Below are 21,036 nucleotides of genomic sequence, written 5' to 3'. Positions count from 1 at the left end.
ACAAGCCCATTGGCAGAATTAAGTATGCACTAAATTAATTCCGCCAACAGGTAATTACCGTATGAATCCTTTTCAAATAATCTTGGCTCGATATCTTTATAATTCTCCTCATAAGATATTCTTGCATATTTGTCCCACTCACTTGCAAAAACACAGCGAGCACCAACATAATGCATAGCGGTATGAAAACCACCAATACCAGCAAATAAATCTATAAATTTATATATCTTTTTGGTCATAACATTTTTATCTCTACATTAACTCCTTCAGTCCTTCCAATCCTCCAAGGACTTCTCCAAACTCTTCCGGCAGCTCATTTGCAGCCCTATATGTTGCAACGCCCATAGGCTTTCTTGTGTCTCGCAGAGCATACTCCACCGTCCGTTGCTTTTGTCCTCGACAAAGAATGATTCCGATGGACGGATTTTCATTGGGCAAGCGCACAAGGTCATCAAGGGCAGGGAGGTAGAAGTTCATCTTCCCAACAAATTCAGGCAGAAACTCTGTCCACTTCAACTCTATCGCCACCAAACATCTTAATCTACGGTTGAAGAAGAGGAGATCTATAAAATATTCCTTGTCGTCAACAATTAATCTGTATTGGTTACCCATATAAGAAAAGTCGGCACCAAGAGCCATGATGAACCGCTTTATATTTTCAACGATCTTGGTTTCCACTTTGTGCTCATCCCATTCATCTACATCATCAATCTCTATGAAATCAAGTTTGTAGTTCTTGCGAAACGCCCTCATTGCCTTTTGTTTCTGTTCGCCATCATGCAAAGTTACAGCAAAATTATTGGGCATTGTGCCTTCCTTCAAATACAGTTGCTCACGTATATTATATTTAAGTTTATCAACACTCCAAAACTCACTTGCAACCTTGTAGATATAAAACAATCTTTCATTGAGTGTGTCTGTACGTTGCAATATTTCATAATGATGGGTAAACTGTACTGTAAGAAATGCATCTAGGGTTGCCTTATCAAATTGGTCCGTTGTCAATGGACCAATTACAACATCTTCACAATCAGTAATATTGGTGAAATCTGCGATAGAACTATTGTTGGGGAAATCCGAGGGTGCACGAAAATAATCTCGCCATGCGAGATAGAATGATTTCATTCTTTTCAACTGCGTTTTAGAAAAACCTTTTAAACCAGGCATCTCTTGTTGCAGTAGTGAAGAAATAGTTTCAAGAATTTTATCACCCCAGCTGGATCTTTTCTGACTTTGGTAGATGTACCGTCCTATGCCGTAATACAAAGCTAATGCATTTTTGTTTGCACTAAGCATCATTGTCTTTCGCGTTAGCTGAATGGCAGATTTGATAGCAGCTACAGCTTTCACGACATCAGTTTGGATTATATTTTGTTCCATTATATTTCTTCATTATCAACTATTAATATATCCGAAAGTTCGACATTGAGCAACTTTGATATTTTTATCAAACACTCAACGTCAGGCTGGCTTGAATTAGTGCACCATTTTGAGATGGTTGTTTTATCTTTTCCAAGTTGCTCAGCCAGCCATAAGCCTGTTTTCTTTTTCTCAACAAGCAACAGTTTTAGGCGATTCAACTCTTTATGTGTCATAATATTTAATTTTTACCGCAAAATTACTAATTATTATCAACAAACTTGCAAAAACAGCCTTATTTTTATGCTATGTTCTCAACAAGTTGAAAACTATTCAATAGTTTTATATCTTTTCCGAGGATTGAACTACAATATATCTTTGCCTCAAAAACACCAATATATGCCCGATACACTTACATTTACATCCGTCCATAACATCCCCGGCACCCATGCCTCTGCTGCCTTCACCACCAAGACATCCGAAGTCTTCAAGGAGGAGAACGACATCGCGCCAATCTTCATCAACGAGCGCATGAAATACATGCCATAGGGCGGCGACAATCAGATGCCGTACATAATTAGTGCACTTACTATTCTGCAATACATAAACTTCATTAACAACAAGCCCATTGGTAGAATTAAGTATGCACTAAATTAATTCCGCCAACAGGTTTATTTTGGGTAAATTACCGCGCAGCAAAACTGACATTACCGCATATCTAAAACAGCGTTACCGCATTGCGGGAATAGGGTTATTGTGCTGCGGTAATTGCACATAGTTTCAGATTAGAAATAAACGAAGCTGCAATTAAATATAAACGAAGCTGCAATTAAATATAAAAGAAGCTGTTATCAGACATAAAAAAGCCGGCGATTTAGTGTAATCGCCGGCTGGATTCTTCAGCTGTTTACTTGTTCAGATACTCAGCGCACATCTCTGCGCAGCGCTCGCCGTCGACACCAGCCGAGACGATGCCACCGGCATAGCCAGCACCCTCGCCGCAGGGGAAGAGTCCTTGGATGCGCACGTGCTGCAGCGTGGTGAAGTCGCGTGTGATGCGCACGGGCGACGATGTGCGAGTCTCTGTGGCGATGAGCACAGCCTCGTTGGTGAGGAAGCCGTGACTCATCTTGCCGAACTTCTTGAAGCCCTCCTGCAGACGCTTGCACACGTGCTGCGGCATCCAGAAGTGAAGGGGCGAGGATATGAGTCCGGGGGCATAGCTGCTCTTGGGTAGGTCGTAGCTCAGACGGTTGTTCACGAAGTCTGCCATGCGCTGCGCCGGAGCGGTCTGCTTCATGTTGCCCTGCTGCCAGCACGCACGCTCCAGTTCTTCCTGGAAGTGCATCACGCGCAGCGGATCGTTCTCGTCGCCGCCCACGTCCTCGGGGCGTGTCTCCACGACCATGCCCGAGTTGGACCATTGCGTGCCGCGGTTGCTGGGGCTCATGCCGTTAACGACGAGCTGCTGCTTGTCGGTAGCCGCCGGAATGACGAAACCGCCGGGACACATGCAGAACGAGTAGACACCGCGTCCGTCCACCTGCGTCACGAAGCTGTACTCGGCAGCAGGCAGATACTTGCCGCGTCCGTTTCGCGAGTGATACTGTATCTGGTCAATCAGCTGCGACGGATGCTCAAGGCGCACGCCGACGGCGATGCCCTTCGCCTCAATCTCTATCTTCGCCTCGGCGAGATAGCGATAGACGTCGCGTGCGGAGTGGCCCGTGGCGAGAACGACCGGTCCGCGGAAGGTCTTCTCGGCTCCGGTCTGTAGGTCGACAGCCTCAACGCCCACCGCCTTGTCGCCCTCGAGCAGCAGTCGGGTCATCTTGGTCTGGAAGTGAACCTCGCCGCCGCAGCGTATGATGGTGTTGCGCATGCTCTCGATAACCTGCGGCAACTTGTCGGTGCCGATATGCGGATGGGCGTCGACGAGGATAGACGTAGAGGCTCCGTGCTGACAGAACACGTTGAGAATCTTCTCGATGCTGCCGCGCTTCTTCGAGCGGGTATAGAGCTTGCCGTCGGAGTAAGCGCCGGCGCCGCCCTCGCCGAAGCAGTAGTTGCTCTCGGGGTCTACGCTCTGCGTCTTGGTGATGTTGGCGAGGTCTACCTTGCGCTGTCGCACGTCCTTGCCGCGCTCAAGCACCACGGGGCGCAAGCCCAGTTCGATGAGACGCAGCGAGGCGAAGAGTCCGCCGGGGCCCTCGCCCACCACTACCACCTGCGGCTTCTGGCTCACGTCGCCGTACTCGGTGTGTACGTACTCGGCATCCTGCGGTATCTCGTTGATGTAGACACGCACGGTGAGGTTGATGAAGATAGTGCGCTGACGCGCGTCGATGCTACGCTTCAGCACACGCACGGCGTTTACGGTGCGTGCGTCGATGCCCTTTTCGTCGGCAATGTAGCTTATTATGTTTTGCTCGCTCGAGGCTACCACGGGTAGCACTCGTATTTGAAATTCCTGAATCATATCTATTATTTTGTTATTTTTTTGCTTGGTTGGTGGGGGGGGACCACTGCACCCCCTGGTAGGGTCTATTATTTTGTTATTTTTTGTTTGGTTGGTGCAGTGGAGACCACTGCACCCCCTGATAGGGTGCGTGGATTTGGCAAGATGCCATATCCTCCTATTAGGGTACAAAATTACGCAAACTTATGCGATTTTCATAAGAAATGAAACGTTTTAAGAACATTTTTCGTAATTTTGCCCCCACATCCCCATCACTTTATTGTCAACGACACGGTGCTGACGCAGCCCCGACGCAGATGACGACCAAGGAGTAGCGTAAAACCTCGCTCGTAACAAAGTTCATTGTTATTATCTCAACTTGTTTGCCATTCTGGCAAAGGGAACTATCCGGCAAATAATTATTTACCCTTATATAACAAATCTCATCAACAACGACATCTAAAACAATATGGCAAAGAAACAGAATTTAAGCTACCAAGATATTGAGTCTGCCCTCACCGTCTTCAAAGAGAAAGATGTGGTGGCTGGCGAAGTAGGTTACGAAATATTGAAGGCATTCGGTAAGGGCGATGCCGATATCCGTCGCTATCGTGACGGTAAGGGTGTGTTGGCTCGCTACGACGGCTTGCTTATCAAAGGGTTGTTTGGCTATAAATCGGTATCCACCACATCATTGACGGCAACGCTGGAGGAGATGAAACAAGACCCACAGATCATCAAAGCTGCTCCGAAGATTGTGGCAGTAAGTGATGGCGAGACCATATTGGCCTATGACATGAGGGAAAAAGAGAGTTATGAGAACCCACTTAATCGCCTTTACTGCGACTTCGCCTTTTTCTACCCCTTGTGCGGTGTGGAACGGTTCACCAATATTGATGAGAGTCCTGCCGATGTGAAGGCTGCAGAGAAGTTGGCTAAACTGCACGACGAGCTACGTGCTTACAACGAGTTCAGCAGCCGCAGCGAGTTGCACGACCTCAACATTTTCATTGCACGACTCCTATTCTGTTTCTTTGCAGAGGATACTGGTATCTTTGAAGACAACCTCTTCACCGGTTCTGTGGTGCGCTACACCAAGGAGGATGGCTCTGATTTGGCTGATTATCTGGATGCAGCCTTCAACGTTATGGACGTGCGCTTGCGTAACGAAGACACTTTGAAGATAATCTCTCAATTTCCATATGTGAATGGTGGACTGTTTGCCAAGCACATACAGATACCAAAGATGGGCTTCCGCTCACGCAAAATCATTATTGAGTGTGGCGAACTGGACTGGAAGAACATCAATCCGGACATCTTCGGCTCAATGATTCAAGCGGTGGTAGACCCTAATGTGCGTGCCAATCAAGGCATGCACTATACCAGTGTACCTAACATTATGAAGGTCATCAATCCTTTATTTTTGGACGACCTTCAGGGGGCATACAACCATCTGCGTGACCAATATGAACAAAAGAAACGTCAGCATGATATAGGTGGACTCTCAGACAACCAGTTCCATAAAGATGCAAAGGCTATTCGTCGTGACTGCGAGAAGCTGTTGCTGCGCATGTCAAAGATGAAGTTCTTTGACCCTGCTTGCGGTAGTGGCAATTTCTTGATTATCACTTATAAGGCTCTCCGTATGCTCGAAATGGATATTCTGCGTCTGATGCGCCAGATTATCCCAGAGATTGACTTCTTTGACAGCTCTGTCATCCAGCTCAAGCAGTTCTATGGCATCGAGTTGCTCGACTTTCCGCATGAGGTGGCAATGCTCTCTATGTGGTTGGCAGAGCATCAGATGAACCGCAAGTTACATGACGACTTTGGTGTGAACACTCAAGCCCTTCCTCTGCACAATATCACTCAGATAGTATGTGGCAACGCGTGTCGTTTGGTTTGGGAGGAGGTATGCCCACACACTGCAGATGAAGAGGTGTTTGTGTTTGGCAATCCGCCATACTTGGGAAGTAAACTTCAATCTGCTGAGCAAAAAAAGGACATATCTATTGCATTTGGTTCGCTTAAGAATTCAAAGATACTTGACTATATCTCAATTTGGTTTTATGAAGCGTCCAAATATATTCAAGGCACAAAAGCTCAATATGCTTTTGTTAGTACAAACAGTATATGCCAAGGAGAACAAGTCGGTATTTTATGGCCTGAAATATTAAACAAGGGGCAAGAAATACGTTTTGCATACACCTCTTTTAAATGGAGTAATAATGCAAAATACAATGCAGGAGTAACAGTCATTATAATAGGTGTAGCTAATATGTCAAAAGATAAGAAAGCTATATACACAGGAGAAACGAAACTTGAAGCGTCTTTTATAAATCCATATTTATCTGCAGGTAGCAGCACCATTGTATGTAAGAACAACCAAATACCCGAAGGTTTGCCAAAGGCAACATTTGGTTCGATGCCCTACGATGGTGGAAACCTCTTGCTTGAACCAAGCGAATATAGCGAGTTTATAGCAGAATATCCCAATGACAAGAAATACATCAAACAAATATATGGCTCGGAAGAATTTATTAATGGTAAAGAGCGTTTTTGCTTTTGGATAGATGATGCAGACAAAGACGATGCTCTGAAGAATCCTATTATCGCAGGTCGGGTTGCCAAAACAAAACAGATGCGTCTTGATAGTAAAGATGGCCAGAAACTTGCAGAAAAGCCCTATCAGTTTAGGGAGCATCCCATCTTATCGGAGTGCATCATCATACCAGGTGTGTCTTCAGAAGCACGTGAATACATTCCAATGGGTTACCTTGAAGCTGGTAATGTTGTGTCAAATTTAGCCTTCGCCATCTACGATGCCAAGCTTTGGCTTTTCGGCATCCTCACCTCCCGCATGCACATGGCATGGGTGCGCACGGTAGGCGGCAGACTGAAAACCGACTACCGCTACTCCGCCCAGCTCTGCTACAACACTTTCCCCTTCCCCAAACTCACCGCCGAGAAGAAGCAAGCATTGAGCGAAGCTGCTGAAGAAGTCCTCCTTACCCGAGCTGACCATCCCGAGAAGACCTTGGCAGAGCTATATGACCCGGAGAAGATGCCTGAAGACCTGCGCAATGCCCACCATGTGCTCGACGACTTGGTGGAGAGCTGCTATCCCGGCTATCCCTTTGCCAATGACGAGGCAAGGCTGGAATGTCTCTTCAAACTCTATGAGAAGATGACGGCGAAATGAATTGAGTACGCATGCGTACCCAATTGGGACAACAAAGATAGAGTTCACACGTTATAAAAACATTGTGTACGCGCTGCGTACACAATTAAAAAAACAATATATGAGCGACGATATAAGAAACAACATATCAGTGCCACACATACACGACACCCACTTGGATACAGAGTATGGAGAATGGTTGGAGTCACTGAAAGCACGCTACCAACAGGCAAAGGTACGAGCTGTGATCAAGGTGAATGGTGAGAAGTTGCTGTGGAAATGGCAACTTGGTCGTGAATTGGTTATGCGCAAGGCAGAAGAACGTTGGGGAAGCGGTGTGGTAGAACAACTGAGCTTTGATCTTCAGCATGCATTCCCTGACGAGAAAGGTTTTGGAAGCAGAAACCTATGGCACATGAAGCAATGGTATCTCTTCTATTCTGAAAAACTGAAATGGCCTATTTCAGAATTACAAGCTCCTGATATTCAGTTTGAAACAAAACTGAAACGGGCTGTTTCAGAATTGGAGAGCAATGTAGATGGAACACCTTTCCCTATCTTGTTCTCACTGATAGGATGGAGCCATCACGTGGAAATCATCAAGAAGACAAAGGATGTAGAAGAAGCTCTTTTCTACATTCGCAGAACGATTGAAAACGGCTGGAGTTGCAGCGCACTGAAGAACAGTATGGATGCCGATGTCTATCATAAGCATCCAGGCGCAGTGAGCAACTTTGCAGACAAGCTCCCATTGCCACAAGCTGCGTTGGCGCAGGAGATAACCAAAGAGAACTATGACTTTGGCTTCCTTACACTACCCGATGGTTTCAGTGAGGCACAACTCGAAGCCGCATTGACAATACAGATGGCAGATTTCCTCTTGGAGTTGGGCAAGGGCTTTGCCTTTGTTGGTCGTCAGAAAGAGATTGTGGTGGCTGGCAGGTCACGTCGCATCGACTTGCTCTTCTATCACATCTATCTGCGTTGCTATGTGGTGGTTGAGTTAAAGGCCGTCGCATTTGAGCCTGAGTTTGCTGGCAAGCTTAATTACTATGTGGCAGCAGTAGATGAAGCCGTCAAGCGTGAAAGTGACAATCCAACCATAGGACTGCTGATTTGCAGTAATATGGATAGAACGGACGTGCAACTGGCATTCAGAGGCATAACAACGCCATTGGGGGTTGCCTCATATAATAATGTACAGATAGAAGAGATTGTGAAGCAGCTACCTACCATAGAGCAGTTGCGTGAGCGCGTTAAGCTTCTGGAGTTACAGATAAAAAATCATCAGAAAAATTCAATGGAAGAACAAGATGGAACAACCAAAGATTAACTTCGTAGACATACACTATGCTCAGCGTGGCACATCTAGTAACACCGATGAACTAGGTATGCGCGAGATGCAAGCCAAAGCATATCAATATAGAGACAAGCGATTTCTGCTGATTAAAGCCCCTCCTGCCAGTGGCAAGAGTCGTGCACTGATGTTCATAGCCCTCGACAAATTGGTGAATCAAGGCATTAAAAAGGTAGTTGTTGCCGTACCCGAAAAGAGTATTGGTCGCTCATTCCGCAACACTGACTTGAAGAAATATGGTTTCTTTGATGATTGGCGTTTAGCACCTTATTACGACTTGTGTTCCTCCACAGGCAATGAAAGCGACAAGGCTGGACGCTTTTGTGAGTTCATGCGCAAAGAAACCAAATCGAAGGTGTTGGTGTGTGCCCATGCTACACTGCGCAATGCCATGAAGGAACTGAATGATGAGGACTGGAACGACTGTCTGCTGGCTATTGACGAGTTTCACCATACCAGTGCTGATGCAAACAGCGGATTGGGAGATACAGTCCGCCGTGTGATGAACAACTCTACCGGGCATATTGTAGCCATGACAGGCAGCTATTTCCGTGGCGATGGTATTCCGGTGCTTCGTACAGAGGACGAGGCACGCTTCTATCCCGTAAGCTACAACTACTATCAGCAGCTCAATGGCTACAAGTATCTGAAGAATCTTGTGCTGGGTTATCACTTCTATAAGGGTGTATATCTCGACCATATCGGCGAGGTGCTGGACACCCATCGCAAGACCATCATCCACATTCCGAGTATCAACAGCCGCGCAAGCACCGCCAGAGGCAAATATCAGGAGGTGGAAGACATTATGAAACTTATTGGCACTGTGGTGGAGCGTGATTACAACCACGGCGGTGGCATTTATACACTGGAGACTAAGGATGGTAGACGAGTGAAACTGGCAGACCTTGTAGATGATGACCCGAAGACACGCGCTGGAGTCTACAGCTATCTCAACAAGATGAAGAAGGCTGATGATATGGACTTCATCATCGCACTGGGCACAGCCAAGGAAGGATTCGACTGGGAATGGTGCGACACCTGTCTTACCATCGGTGTGCGTGGCTCACTGACAGAAGTGGTGCAGATTATTGGACGCTGTACCCGTGACAGCAAGGGCAAAGATACTGCTCGCTTTATCAACATGATAGCCATGCCCGATGCAGACCAACCCGATGTAAAGGTGGCTGTGAACGATTTTCTGAAAGCAATCACTGCATCGTTGCTCATGGAACAGGTGATGGCACCCAGCTGGCACTTTAAGACTACGAAAGAGCCTGAGGAAGACTCGGATGACACCGTTCACACCATAGTAGTTGAGGGATTGAAGCCGCTGTCAAGTGCTAAGACCAAGCAGATTGTTGAAGAGCAGTTGGATGATCTGAAAGCAAGTATTCTGCAAGAAGACCTGGTGGTGAAGGCTATAAGCGGCAGCACCACAGCAGAGAATATCACTCAGCACCTTATCCCTAAGGTTATTCGTGAAAAATATCCTGACCTAACCGAGGGCGAGGTGGAGGAAGTGCGCCAGCGTGTATTGCTCGACACCATCATCAAAGGAAATGATATTGTGGACGACAAGGGTAATCCTATTGACATCACTGAGACATATGAAAACGAAGAAGAACGTGGAAGTGAGGGCAATAGAATGATGAAACTCGCCAATCGTTTCATAAATATCGACAAATTGAGCATCAATCTCATAGATACCATCAATCCCTTCCAGCGTGCTTATGAGGTATTGTCTAAAACAGTAGATGCGCCAACACTGAAAGTGATACAAGACACTATCGCTGAGCAGAAATTTGACATGTCTATTGACACTGCCATCATGTTGTTTAAAGGACCATTGAAAGAATGGGTAGCTGCCCATGACGGTGCTATGCCGTCTCTCAACTCTTCTGACCCTAAGGTAAAGGAATTGGCAGTGGCTTATCAGATGATTTATAATCTGAAGATTAGAAAAATGAAGGGACTGGAGTACGAACCTGAAAATAATGATTAAACATGGAGTGGCCACAAGAACTTTTAGAGCTGTTTGATGACCCCTTGTTGGATGGTGTCCGTCCCAAGGAAGCACGATTGACAGCGAATGATCGCAGGGTTAAGACCTTACTGGAGATAACAGAATGGTGCGAAGCACACGGTGGAAGACCCCCAAGTAGAAGTGGAGCAGATTTGAAAGAAAAACAGTTTGCACGAAATTTGGTTGCATTGCGTCGTGATGCTGTAGATATGCTTGAACCATATGATAGACTTGGTATTCTTAAAATGTAATAAACGTTATGGATATAGATAAGGAACTAGAAGAATTGTTCAACGACCCTTTGCTCGATATTAGCGAAAAAGAGACGTCGTTATTCGATATACCTGAAGATATGCAGAAAGTTCAGGCTGGGAGAACTCAGCCTGACCACTATGCTCAGCGCAAGGTGTGTGAGGATTTTGCTGCCTTTCAGTCTGGCTTCTTGAAGGTTCATCAAGAACTAAAAGAGGGAAAGAGAAGTCTTGTCAAGACATCAAAGACCGACAATATGCTACAAGGTGCTTACTATGTAGTAGATGGACAACTGCTTTATCTCGCCAGCATCGGTGAACAAATGACAGCATCAAATGGCACCAAGGATGGACGCACACGCTGTATCTTTGAGAATGGTACTGAAACTGACATACTATTGCAAACCTTGCGTAAGAATGTGATGGCAAGCGGTTACGCAATAACAGCAACACAGAAAGAGGTGGATAATGTATTCAAAGATTCTGATGGTGTGGAAGATGGTGACAAAGTAACTGGTTACATCTATATTCTCAGTTCGTTGTCTAATAATCCAGAGATTAGAAAGTACGACAACCTCTATAAGATAGGTTTCACCATCAATTCCGTGGAAGAGCGCGTTGCGAATGCTGCCAATGAGCCTACCTATCTCATGGCTCCAGTAAAAGTGGAGGCAAGCTATAAGATTGTGAACATGAATAGTCATGTCTTTGAAACGCTTGTCCACCAAGTGCTTGATGCGGTACAGCTCCAGCTTACAGTTACGGATAATGACGGAAATGTACATCATCCTCAAGAATGGTATGTTGTGCCGTTGCCTGTCGTCAACACTATCATTGAGAAGATTGTGGATGGCTCCATCACAAAGTACACCTACAATCCAGCACTCCAGTGCTTAGAAAAACGCATTGTGAAGGCTGAGTCTACTTTTGACACCACAGGCATGAAGGTGCTGTCATTGATTATCAAGAAGTGTTACTTCGATGATATTATGAGTGGCGAGAAGAAGATTGAATATCGTGAGCTCAAGCAGCCCACTTTGAAAAAATACACCTTCATAGATGAAAGCGATGGTAAACGATATCTCAAGCGTTACGATGCCCTACGCTTGTTCGTGGGTTACAACAAAGACCGTGAGAGTGCGCTGGTGCAAGTGGTTGATACAACGTATGACAAAGAACATAGCGTGGTAGAGTATCATTTGGGTTCAATACTTGAACATGTTAAGCCATAAAACGCATTAGTCAGCCATGGCGTAATCGGCACCGTGGTCGTTCCTCACCTTTGTCGTGGCAGGCTTCACACAGCAACTTTATTGCCACGCTGTTATAATAAATGGCAGACAGCTAGAAGATTATGGACTATCCTCCAGCTATCTGCCAGCCATCCACCATTGGCAAGGTCTACCTTGCGCTGGCGCACGTCCTTGCCGCGCCCTCCTCCTATTAGGGTACAAAATTACGCAAACTTATGCGATTTTCATAAGAAATGAAACGTTTTAAGAACATTTTTCGTAATTTTGCCCCCACATCCCCATCACTTTATTGTCAACGACACGGTGCTGACGCAGCCCCGACGCAGATGACGACCAAGGAGTAGCGTAAAACCTCGCTCGTAAAGAGGACCCCGACGCACGCCAGTCGCACCACGCCTCGAGCCACGTCAGCATCGAAACACAAGCGTCTCCCTGGTATGGAGACATTAACCACAGAACAAAAAGAAATGAAAGTATTGAAGTTTGGCGGAACCTCAGTGGGTTCCGTAGAGAGTATTCTCAGCCTTAAGGCTATCGTAGAGAAAGAGGCGCAGAAGCAGCCTATCATCGTCGTAGTGAGCGCGCTGGGCGGCATCACCGACAAGCTCATCGCCACATCCGTGCTCGCACAGAAGGGCGACGAGACGTGGAAGGACGAGTTTCAGGCTATGGTGGAACGCCACCACAAGATGATAGACACTATCATCACCGACCCGCGCAAACGCGAACAGCTCTTCAACATCGTCGACTCGCTCTTCGAGCAGTTGCGTTCCATCTACTTCGGCGTGTACCTCATACACGACCTCTCGAAGAAGACGCAGGACGCCATCGTGAGCTACGGCGAGCGTCTCAGCTCGAACATCGTGGCTACACTGGTGCAGGGCGCAAAGTGGTACGACTCGCGCGAGTTCATCAAGACCGTGCGCAAGAATCATAAGAACACTCTCGACTCCGAATTGACAAACCGTCTTGTGCGTCGCACCTTCAGCGACCTGCAGCGCATTTCGCTTGTTCCGGGTTTTATAAGCAAAGACCGCGACACCGACGAGATTACGAACCTCGGTCGTGGCGGATCAGACTATACAGCTGCCATCATCGCCGCAGCGCTCGACGCCGAAATTCTTGAGATCTGGACCGACGTGGACGGCTTCATGACCGCCGACCCGCGCGTCATAAAGACCGCTTACACCATCAAGGAGCTGAGCTACATCGAGGCGATGGAGCTTTGCAACTTCGGTGCGAAGGTGGTATATCCGCCTACTATCTACCCCGTCTGCGTGAAGAACATTCCTATCCGTGTGAAGAACACGTTCAACCCCGACGGTGAGGGCAGCATCATCAAGCAGAAGGTGGCTAACAACGACAAGCCCATCAAGGGTATATCGAGCATCAACGGCACAACGCTCATCACCGTAGCGGGTCTGTCGATGGTGGGTGTGATCGGTGTGAACCGCCGCATCTTCACCGCCCTGGCAGACAACGGCATCAGCGTGTTCATGGTGTCGCAGGCTTCGTCAGAGAACTCTACGTCTATCGGTGTGCGCGACCAAGACGCCAAGGAGGCTGTAGAGGTGCTCAACGGCGAGTTTGCGAAGGAGATAGAGACGGGCGCCATGTACCCCATGCACGCCGAGAACGGACTGGCTACCATCGCCGTCGTAGGCGAGAACATGAAGAACACGCCGGGCATCGCCGGCAAGCTCTTCGGCACACTCGGCAGAGCCGGCATCAGCATGATAGCGTGTGCGCAGGGTGCGCCGCAGACCAACATCTCGTTCGTCGTTAAGAGCGAACATCTGCGCAAGGCGCTCAACGCCATTCACGACTCGTTCTTCCTGTCTGAATACAAGGTGCTCAACCTCTTCGTCTGCGGCGTGGGCACAGTGGGCGGACAGTTGCTCGAACAGATTCACAATCAGTATGAGGAGCTGAAGCGCACAAAGCGTCTGAAGCTGAACGTTGTGGGCATCGCCACATCTAAGAAGGCACTCTTCAACAGCGACGGCATCGACCTCGCCAACTATCGCGAACTGCTCGCAGACGCTCCTGAGAGCAACGAGAAGAAACTGCGCGACGCCATTATAGAAATGAACTGCTTCAACAGCGTGTTCGTCGACTGCACGGCGAGCAAGGAGGTGGCAGAGATCTACCAGCCGCTGCTGGAGCACAACATATCGGTGATTGCGGCGAACAAGATAGCCGCATCGTCGTCGTACGAGAAGTACGCACGCCTGAAGGAGACGGCGCTGGCACGCGGCGTGTTCTTCCGCTACGAGACCAACGTGGGCGCCGGCCTGCCTATCATCGGCACCATCAACGACCTGCGCAACTCGGGCGACGTGATTCTGAAGATAGAGGCGGTGCTCTCGGGCACGCTCAACTTCATCTTCAACGAGATATCGGCTGACGTGACGCTCTCTGAGGCTGTGCGCCGCGCTAAGGAGCAGGGCTACAGCGAACCCGACCCGCGCATCGACCTCTCGGGCAAGGACGTAATACGCAAGCTCGTCATTCTGGCGCGCGAAGCCGGCTACAAGGTAGAGAAGACCGACGTGGAGGCACACCTCTTCATACCCGACGAGTTCTTCGAGGGCAGCATAGAGGAGTTCTGGAAGAACCTGCCGAAGCTCGACGCCGACTTCGAGGCTCGACGCAAACAGCTCGACGCCGAAGGCAAGCGCTGGCGCTTCGTGGCTACGTTCGACCACGGCAAACTGTCGGTGGCGCTGAAGGAGGTGGACCGCACTCACCCGTTCTACAACCTGCAGGGCAGCAACAACATCGTGGCGCTCACGACCGAACGCTACCGCGAATACCCGATGCTCATCCAGGGCTACGGAGCGGGCGCAAGCGTGACGGCGGCTGGCGTATTCGCCAACATCATGTCGATTGCAAACATATAAAATGGGCGAAACACTTGTCAGAATAAAATGAAAGTATTAACTTTGCATTAGAAAACAAAAACAGACACTCAACCCATAGGGGCGCGCCACGTTCGATCGGGATACTCATCAATAAAAAAATCGAAACCGAGAAGACTTCTTTTGCCAATGGCGGGCCATATAAAACCTCAGTGGACTAAGCTGCAAAGCCGGTGGATTACAAAGGCGGAGAGCTCTCAAATCTTGTATACTCGGAGTTTCATCACATCACTGGGCGTCCCTTTTTAATATACAGGAGATTACGACACATGTTGGCGCAGTCTCCTTTTTTTTTATAAATCACGTTAAATAGGATACACACACACACTGTAGTCGGATAAAATTAAGTAACTTTGTAATTGTAGAATACAACTTGCGCCAATGGTATACGAAAGCAAACACATACTGACTCCATCGCAGTCGATACAGAAGTCGTATCTGAGACAACCCACCGACATGGGCGAGCTGGAAAATTTCCGTTGCCAGCTCGAGATACTCCTAAACGAGCTGAACCCAACCGACCCAGAAGAGAGCAACAAGGGACGTGTTAAAACGTTTCTTGAGCAGACCTTATGGCCTTCAACGACATACGAGATTAATGCGTCGGAAAAAACCGACCTTACCATAAAGGACAAGAACATCGGACGCAATGTGGTACTTTTCGAGTTCAAGAAAGTGAATAGCGCGGAAATGGTAACAAAAGACAATCTTGTAAAGAAAGCCATGTTCGAGCTTGTACTTTATTATATACTTGAAGAACACGAAAAGAAAAACACAAGTATAAAGCACCTCGTCATATCCGACGGGTACAAATATTTTATTTTCGAGAAAGCCGAGTTTTGGGAACTATTCGGCAAGGACCGGAAACTGGTAAGCGAGATAAAATCGTCGGAGAATACGACAAACGAGAAGAGAGAGTATATCTACAACCAGATAATAAGGCCGAAAGTAGAGGCTGTAAAAGACAAACTTTCGTTCACTTTCGTCGATTTGGAAACAATCGCTAAAGAATCTTCTGCTGCCGACATCATTGCAAAGCCACGTTTCAAGGCTTTATTCAAGCTGTTCTCCCCTATCCACCTACAGAAACTGCCGTTTGCTGAAGACCATAACACCCTCAACAGAAAGTTCTATACCGAATTGTTGTACATAATGGGACTTGAGGAGCGTGGCGAAAAGCACCAAATACAACGCCTCGAAGCGAAGAAACGGCAAGCCTACTCCGTGTTCGAACAAGCATACACCTTACTTGCCGACTACGACATTACGACAGACAAGGTAACGGGTAGAGAAATCGACGCACGTTTTGAGACAGCTCTCGGCTTGGTGATAGTGTGGATAAACCGCACACTATTCATGAAGCTTCTTGAGTCGCAACTGATAGCCTTCAACGGAAGCAAGAGAAAATATGCATTCTTCGACAAACTCACCGACTTTGCACTGATGCACTACCTGTTCTGCAAAGTGATGGCAATACCCGAGGCAGAACGCTCTGACGAGATGCGAGCCAAATTCGGAGAGGTTCCATATCTTAACAGCTCGCTTTTTGAGCTTACCGACATCGAGCAGAAATACTTCCCTATAAGCAGTCTGCGCGACAGCGAAGTGGCTGTTATGAAGAACACCTGTCTGAAGGACAATAAGGGGAAGACACTGACTGGCAGAATACACATACTCGACTATCTGAAGAGGTTTCTCGACAGCTACGACTTCGGTGCAGATACAGGCGAGAGCGGAAAGACAATAATAAACGCTTCGGTGCTCGGACTCATCTTCGAGAAGATAAACGGCTACAAGGACGGCTCGTTCTTCACGCCAGGATACATCACGTCATACCTGTGCCGCGAGACGCTGCGCCGCTGCGTGACAGACAAATACAACCAAACGTATGCCACACAATACGCCTCGTTCGACGAGCTCGCCGAAGACTTCGACCCTACCGACAAGACGCGACGCGACGAGGTGAACAGCCTTATCAACAACATACGCATCTGCGACCCTGCGGTCGGCAGCGGCCACTTCATCGTGTCGGCTCTCAACGAACTGATAGCCATAAAATGGGAGCTGAAGGTGCTGAAGACCATCGACGGCAAGCGTTTCAAATATCGCGTAGACGTAGAGGACGACGAACTGGTTGTGACCGATGCCGACGGCGAGCTGCGCTACAACCCGAACGACAGCGAGAGCCAATTGGTTCAGAAGACACTTTTCGAGGAGAAACGCACAATCATCGAGAATTGCCTTTTCGGTGTGGACATAAACCCCAACAGTGCAGAGATATGCCAGCTACGCTTGTGGATAGAACTGCTGAAAAACGCCTATTACATAAAGGGCAACGACGGCAAGCGCCATCTGCAGACGCTGCCAAACATCGACATAAACATAAAGTGCGGCAACTCGTTGGTGATGAAATACCCATTGGATGCTCCTATTGACCATGTGCTAAGAGGAGCAAACGTCACCATAGGCGACTACAAGAATCATGTGGCTCACTACAAGAACAGTCCGTCGAAAGAGAATAAGCATATCGTTGAGCACGACATCTGGATGATAAAATCGAAGCTCAACGAAGGCTACGACAAAGACACCGACAAATACAAGAAATGGGTGAAGGTATGCTCCGACATTCTCTTGCTCGACAACTCGCTCTTTCCGCCTGAGGAAGCCGAGAGCAAACGGCTCTCCGACTTACGCAAGCAGGAAGAGAAGCTTCGTGTTTCATTAGAAGAGGCTTCGACACGCTATGCCCATTTGGGAGCATTTGAATGGCGTTATGAGTTTCCGGAAACACTGAACGAGAAAGGCGAGTTCATAGGCTTCGACTGCATAATAGGCAATCCACCTTACGGCGTATCCATAAAAGACGGATACCGCAAAACCGTGGAAGAAAAGTACGAGCACATGCCCGACTACGAAATATACTACTATTTCATAGCTTTAGGACAAGAGTTGCTGAAAGACAACGGATATTTGGCGTATATCATTCCGAATACGTGGCTATTCAATGTCAATGCAAAAGAATATCGTAAAGACATATTCAACAATTGGAGCATTGTGGAACTGCTGGATTGTACAAATTTTCAAATATTTGAGGCAGCAACAGTTCGCAACTCTGTTATTACCCTACAGAAATCAGCAAATCAGCAAAATAATATCGGTTATAGAAACACGCGCAATCTTTCGGACGAAACGGAAGGCAAGAAATCGTCGGGAAAGGATTATTTCACGGAATTGACACGACGTAAAAGACTCGTTGTTGACAAATCAGAACTGATTGATAAATTCTCACAAAACTGGGGACTTGCGCTGTACCTGACAAAGCAGGAAAAAGGCATTGTGTCAAAAATCAACTCGTTGCCAAGACGACTGAACGAGTTCTTTGACGTATCACAAGGATATATACCATACCGCCTAAAAGATCTTGAGAAAAACTTTGGCAAAGAAGAAGCCAAAATAATAAAAGAAGAACAAAGATGGCATTCAGACACGAAACTCAACGATAGTTACGAACTTGAAATAAAAGGAGAGAATATAACAAAATACAAATGTACTCCAAGCAATGTGTACGTTAAATATGGCAAACACGTTGGTACATATGTTGATATGAAATATTTCAGTTCTCCTCGTTTGCTCGTTCGTGAAATCATCAATCCGTTGATGGCTTGCTACGCTGAAGATACATACATCAACGACCCTGGAATAATAGACGTAATAAAGAATGAAGACAACAACGTCTATTCATTCAAGACATTATGGGGGATACTGAACAGCCGACTGGCTACATTTTTCCTTCTCCGCTTCGCTCCCAAGGCGAGCAAAGGAACATTCCCCAAAGTACTGATAACAGACATAAACAATTTTCCTCTACCGGAAATAGATGATGAAAACAATAAATATTTCTCAGAAATAGAGACATGTTACGATAGAATATTCGCAAAAGACAGAGAACCAGATTCTGACAAAATGTTCGTAAAAGAAAATGAATGGCAAATCGACTATTGGGTATTCAAACTGTATGGCATCACTTCGGAAGAGGACATAGACCTCGTGTATCCCGACTTCTACAAGCTAAAGCCTGCAGATTTCGACATCGAATGAAAATAATGCAACAATAAAAACAAGCAACAAGTACAAACAATATAAACATAAACAAAGTATATATGTTTTCTGGTATAGTAGAAGAAATGGCTACGGTCGTAGCCATCAAGAACGACAAAGAGAATGTTGACTTCACGCTGACATGCTCGTTCACTGGCGAACTGAAGATAGACCAAAGCGTGGCGCACAACGGCGTATGCCTCACAGTGGTGGCGATAGACGGTAATAGTTACACCGTAACGGCAATGAAAGAAACGCTCGACCGCTCTAACCTCGGACTGCTAAAGGTTGGCGACCGCGTGAACGTGGAGCGCTCAATGCTGATGAACGGCAGACTGGACGGACATATCGTGCAGGGACATGTAGACGGTACGGCTGTGTGCAAGGAGATGCGCGACGCCGACGGATCGACATACTACACCTTCGAGTACAAGTTCGACCGCGAGATGGCGGAGCGCGGCTACTTCACAGTAGACAAGGGCTCGGTAACGGTGAACGGCGTTTCGCTCACCGTTTGCAACCCTACTGAGAACTCGTTCACCGTGGCTATCATCCCGTACACTCACGACAACACCAACTTCTGCGACATCAAGGTGGGCAGCCGTGTGAACATCGAGTTCGACATACTCGGCAAGTATATAGCGCGTCTGCAGCAGCTGAATTAAGGCTTTTTAAGAACCTTCAGACTAAACCTTTCGCCCCAAAGGTACATCAAACGGATATAGAGAGATTATAAAAGAATAATGAATTATTAAAAGACTATTTAAATTATGAAGAAGATTGGGATGACTTGTCTGGCAGGACTTTTCCTGCTGTCGCTGTCAACCGAATGTGCGGCTAAGCAGTGGTCGTTGAGAGACTGTATCGACTACGCCTTGGCTAACAACATCCAGTTGCAGAAAGCAAAGATAAAGGAGTATTCCGCACTCGAAGACGTAAAGCAGAGCCAAGCGGCGCTGCTGCCGTCGCTCAACCTGTCTACATCGCAGAACGTAAGCTACACGCCGTGGCCTCAGCAAGGCAGAGCTACGGTGGCGGACGGCTACGTGCAGTCGAGCGTGGATAAGGTTTACTACAACGGATCGTACTCGCTCTCGGGCAACTGGACGGTGTGGAACGGCAACAAGAACCGCAACAACGTGAAGTTGAACAAGGTGGCGGCTGAGCAGGCACGACTCGACTCGGCTACCACAGCCAACAACGTGCTCGAGCAGATTGCGCAGCTCTACGTGCAGATACTCTACTCGAACGAGGCTATCGCCGTGACGAAGGAAAGTCTGAAGACGAGCCAGACCAACGAGCAGCGCGGCAAGACAATGGTAGAGGTGGGCAAGATGAGCAAGGCAGACCTGGCGCAGCTCACGGCGCAGCGTGCGCAGGACGAGTATGCCATCGTTGAAGCCGAGAGCAACCTGCGCAACTACAAGCGCCAGCTGAAGGAACTGCTGCAGATAACAAGCGACGAGGAGTTTGACGTCGCCGTACCTTCTACCACAGACGACATGGCGCTTGAGGCTGTGCCGGCGCTGAACGACGTGTATGCGGCTTCGCTCGAACAGCGACCGGAGATAAAGAACGCGAAGCTCGGCATCGAAAGCAGCGACCTCGGCATAAAGGTGGCTAAGGCGGGTAGAATGCCGACCGTAAGCCTCAATGCCGGCGTTACGACCTCTACTTCGTCAATGAGCGACAACGCGTGGGGCACGCAGATGAAGAACAACTTCAGCTTGGGCGGCGGAGTAACGGTGAGCATACCGCTCTTTGACAACCGACAGACTAAGACTGCCATAAACAAGGCGAAGCTGCAGAAGCAGAGCTACCTGCTCGACTTGCAGGACAAGCAGACTACGCTCTACTCTACCATCGAGAACTACTGGCTGCAGGCTGTGACGAACCAGAACAAGTTCAAGGCGGCGCGCGTTTCTACAGAGAGCGCTCAGGCAAGCTACGAGCTTCTCTCTGAACAGTTCAAGCAGGGTCTGAAGAACACCGTAGAACTGATGACGGGCAAGACAAACCTTCTGCAGGCGCAGCAGAACGAACTGCAGAGCAAGTATCTCGCGATACTCAACCTCAACATGCTTGAATTCTATCAGACGGGAAACATTAAGTAAAAGTAAAATAATTAGAGAGTA

At 47.7% G+C, this 21,036-nt stretch carries 14 protein-coding genes; 10 read left to right on the top strand and 4 right to left on the bottom strand.

What is annotated here, in order from left to right; all coding sequences use genetic code 11:
• Window positions 1-29: 29 nt before the first annotated feature.
• The 3 genes from KTQ90_RS07745 to KTQ90_RS07735 are packed head-to-tail and all read right to left on the bottom strand — an operon-like array spanning window position 30 to window position 1,595.
• Complete coding sequence (locus KTQ90_RS07745; RefSeq protein ID WP_254359550.1) at window positions 30-239, bottom strand: DNA cytosine methyltransferase; 210 nt, start codon at window positions 237-239, stop codon at window positions 30-32.
• A 13-nt stretch (window positions 240-252) separates the two neighbouring features.
• A complete protein-coding gene (locus KTQ90_RS07740; protein WP_217317902.1) occupies window positions 253-1,380 on the bottom strand; it encodes a PDDEXK nuclease domain-containing protein in 1,128 nt (375 codons plus the stop codon).
• Window positions 1,380-1,595 carry a helix-turn-helix transcriptional regulator gene (locus KTQ90_RS07735; protein ID WP_042517970.1) on the bottom strand — a complete coding sequence of 72 codons (216 nt, stop codon included), beginning with the start codon at window positions 1,593-1,595 and terminating at the stop codon, window positions 1,380-1,382. The genes KTQ90_RS07740 and KTQ90_RS07735 overlap by 1 nt, the downstream gene beginning before the upstream one ends.
• 163 nt (window positions 1,596-1,758) lie before the next feature.
• On the opposite strand from KTQ90_RS07735, the gene KTQ90_RS07730 reads away from it, so the two are divergent.
• A complete protein-coding gene (locus tag KTQ90_RS07730; protein ID WP_217317901.1) occupies window positions 1,759-1,908 on the top strand; it encodes a hypothetical protein in 150 nt (49 codons plus the stop codon).
• A 358-nt stretch (window positions 1,909-2,266) separates the two neighbouring features.
• Here the strand turns inward: KTQ90_RS07730 and KTQ90_RS07725 are convergent, their stop codons facing one another.
• Entirely contained in the window at window positions 2,267-3,838 is a 1,572-nt protein-coding gene (locus KTQ90_RS07725) for an NAD(P)/FAD-dependent oxidoreductase (RefSeq protein ID WP_022157647.1), read from the bottom strand.
• A gap of 448 nt (window positions 3,839-4,286) precedes the next feature.
• Between KTQ90_RS07725 and KTQ90_RS07720 the strand changes: the two genes are divergently transcribed.
• The 9 genes from KTQ90_RS07720 (at window position 4,287) to KTQ90_RS07680 (ending at window position 21,015) form a co-directional block, all read left to right on the top strand.
• A complete protein-coding gene (locus KTQ90_RS07720) occupies window positions 4,287-7,019 on the top strand; it encodes a class I SAM-dependent DNA methyltransferase (protein ID WP_217317900.1) in 2,733 nt (910 codons plus the stop codon).
• Between the two features lie 100 nt (window positions 7,020-7,119).
• Complete coding sequence (locus KTQ90_RS07715) at window positions 7,120-8,331, top strand: PDDEXK nuclease domain-containing protein (RefSeq protein ID WP_217317899.1); 1,212 nt, start codon at window positions 7,120-7,122, stop codon at window positions 8,329-8,331.
• On the top strand, window positions 8,312-10,357 hold the full coding sequence (locus KTQ90_RS07710; protein WP_217317898.1) for a DEAD/DEAH box helicase: 2,046 nt from the start codon (window positions 8,312-8,314) through the stop codon (window positions 10,355-10,357). Before KTQ90_RS07715 ends, KTQ90_RS07710 begins: the two co-directional genes overlap by 20 nt.
• A gap of 2 nt (window positions 10,358-10,359) precedes the next feature.
• Window positions 10,360-10,629, top strand: a complete 270-nt coding sequence (locus tag KTQ90_RS07705; RefSeq protein WP_217317897.1) for a hypothetical protein — start codon at window positions 10,360-10,362, stop codon at window positions 10,627-10,629.
• 8 nt (window positions 10,630-10,637) lie between these two features.
• Window positions 10,638-11,861, top strand: coding sequence for a GIY-YIG nuclease family protein (locus KTQ90_RS07700; RefSeq protein WP_217317896.1), 1,224 nt, complete (start codon window positions 10,638-10,640; stop codon window positions 11,859-11,861).
• Between the two features lie 488 nt (window positions 11,862-12,349).
• Complete coding sequence (gene thrA, locus KTQ90_RS07695) at window positions 12,350-14,785, top strand: bifunctional aspartate kinase/homoserine dehydrogenase I (protein ID WP_217317895.1); 2,436 nt, start codon at window positions 12,350-12,352, stop codon at window positions 14,783-14,785.
• 399 nt (window positions 14,786-15,184) lie between these two features.
• Window positions 15,185-18,901 carry a type IIG restriction enzyme/methyltransferase gene (locus tag KTQ90_RS07690; protein ID WP_217317894.1) on the top strand — a complete coding sequence of 1,239 codons (3,717 nt, stop codon included), beginning with the start codon at window positions 15,185-15,187 and terminating at the stop codon, window positions 18,899-18,901.
• Between the two features lie 62 nt (window positions 18,902-18,963).
• A complete protein-coding gene (locus KTQ90_RS07685; protein ID WP_217317893.1) occupies window positions 18,964-19,566 on the top strand; it encodes a riboflavin synthase in 603 nt (200 codons plus the stop codon).
• A gap of 120 nt (window positions 19,567-19,686) precedes the next feature.
• The gene (locus KTQ90_RS07680) at window positions 19,687-21,015 is read left to right on the top strand and encodes a TolC family protein (RefSeq protein ID WP_407936606.1); all 1,329 of its coding nucleotides are present in this window, start codon (window positions 19,687-19,689) and stop codon (window positions 21,013-21,015) included.
• Window positions 21,016-21,036: the final 21 nt, after the last annotated feature.

It is taken from the genome of Leyella stercorea (assembly GCF_019052365.1).
In the GTDB taxonomy this organism is placed as follows: domain Bacteria; phylum Bacteroidota; class Bacteroidia; order Bacteroidales; family Bacteroidaceae; genus Prevotella.
This window is presented reverse-complemented; position numbering and strand designations above follow the sequence as displayed.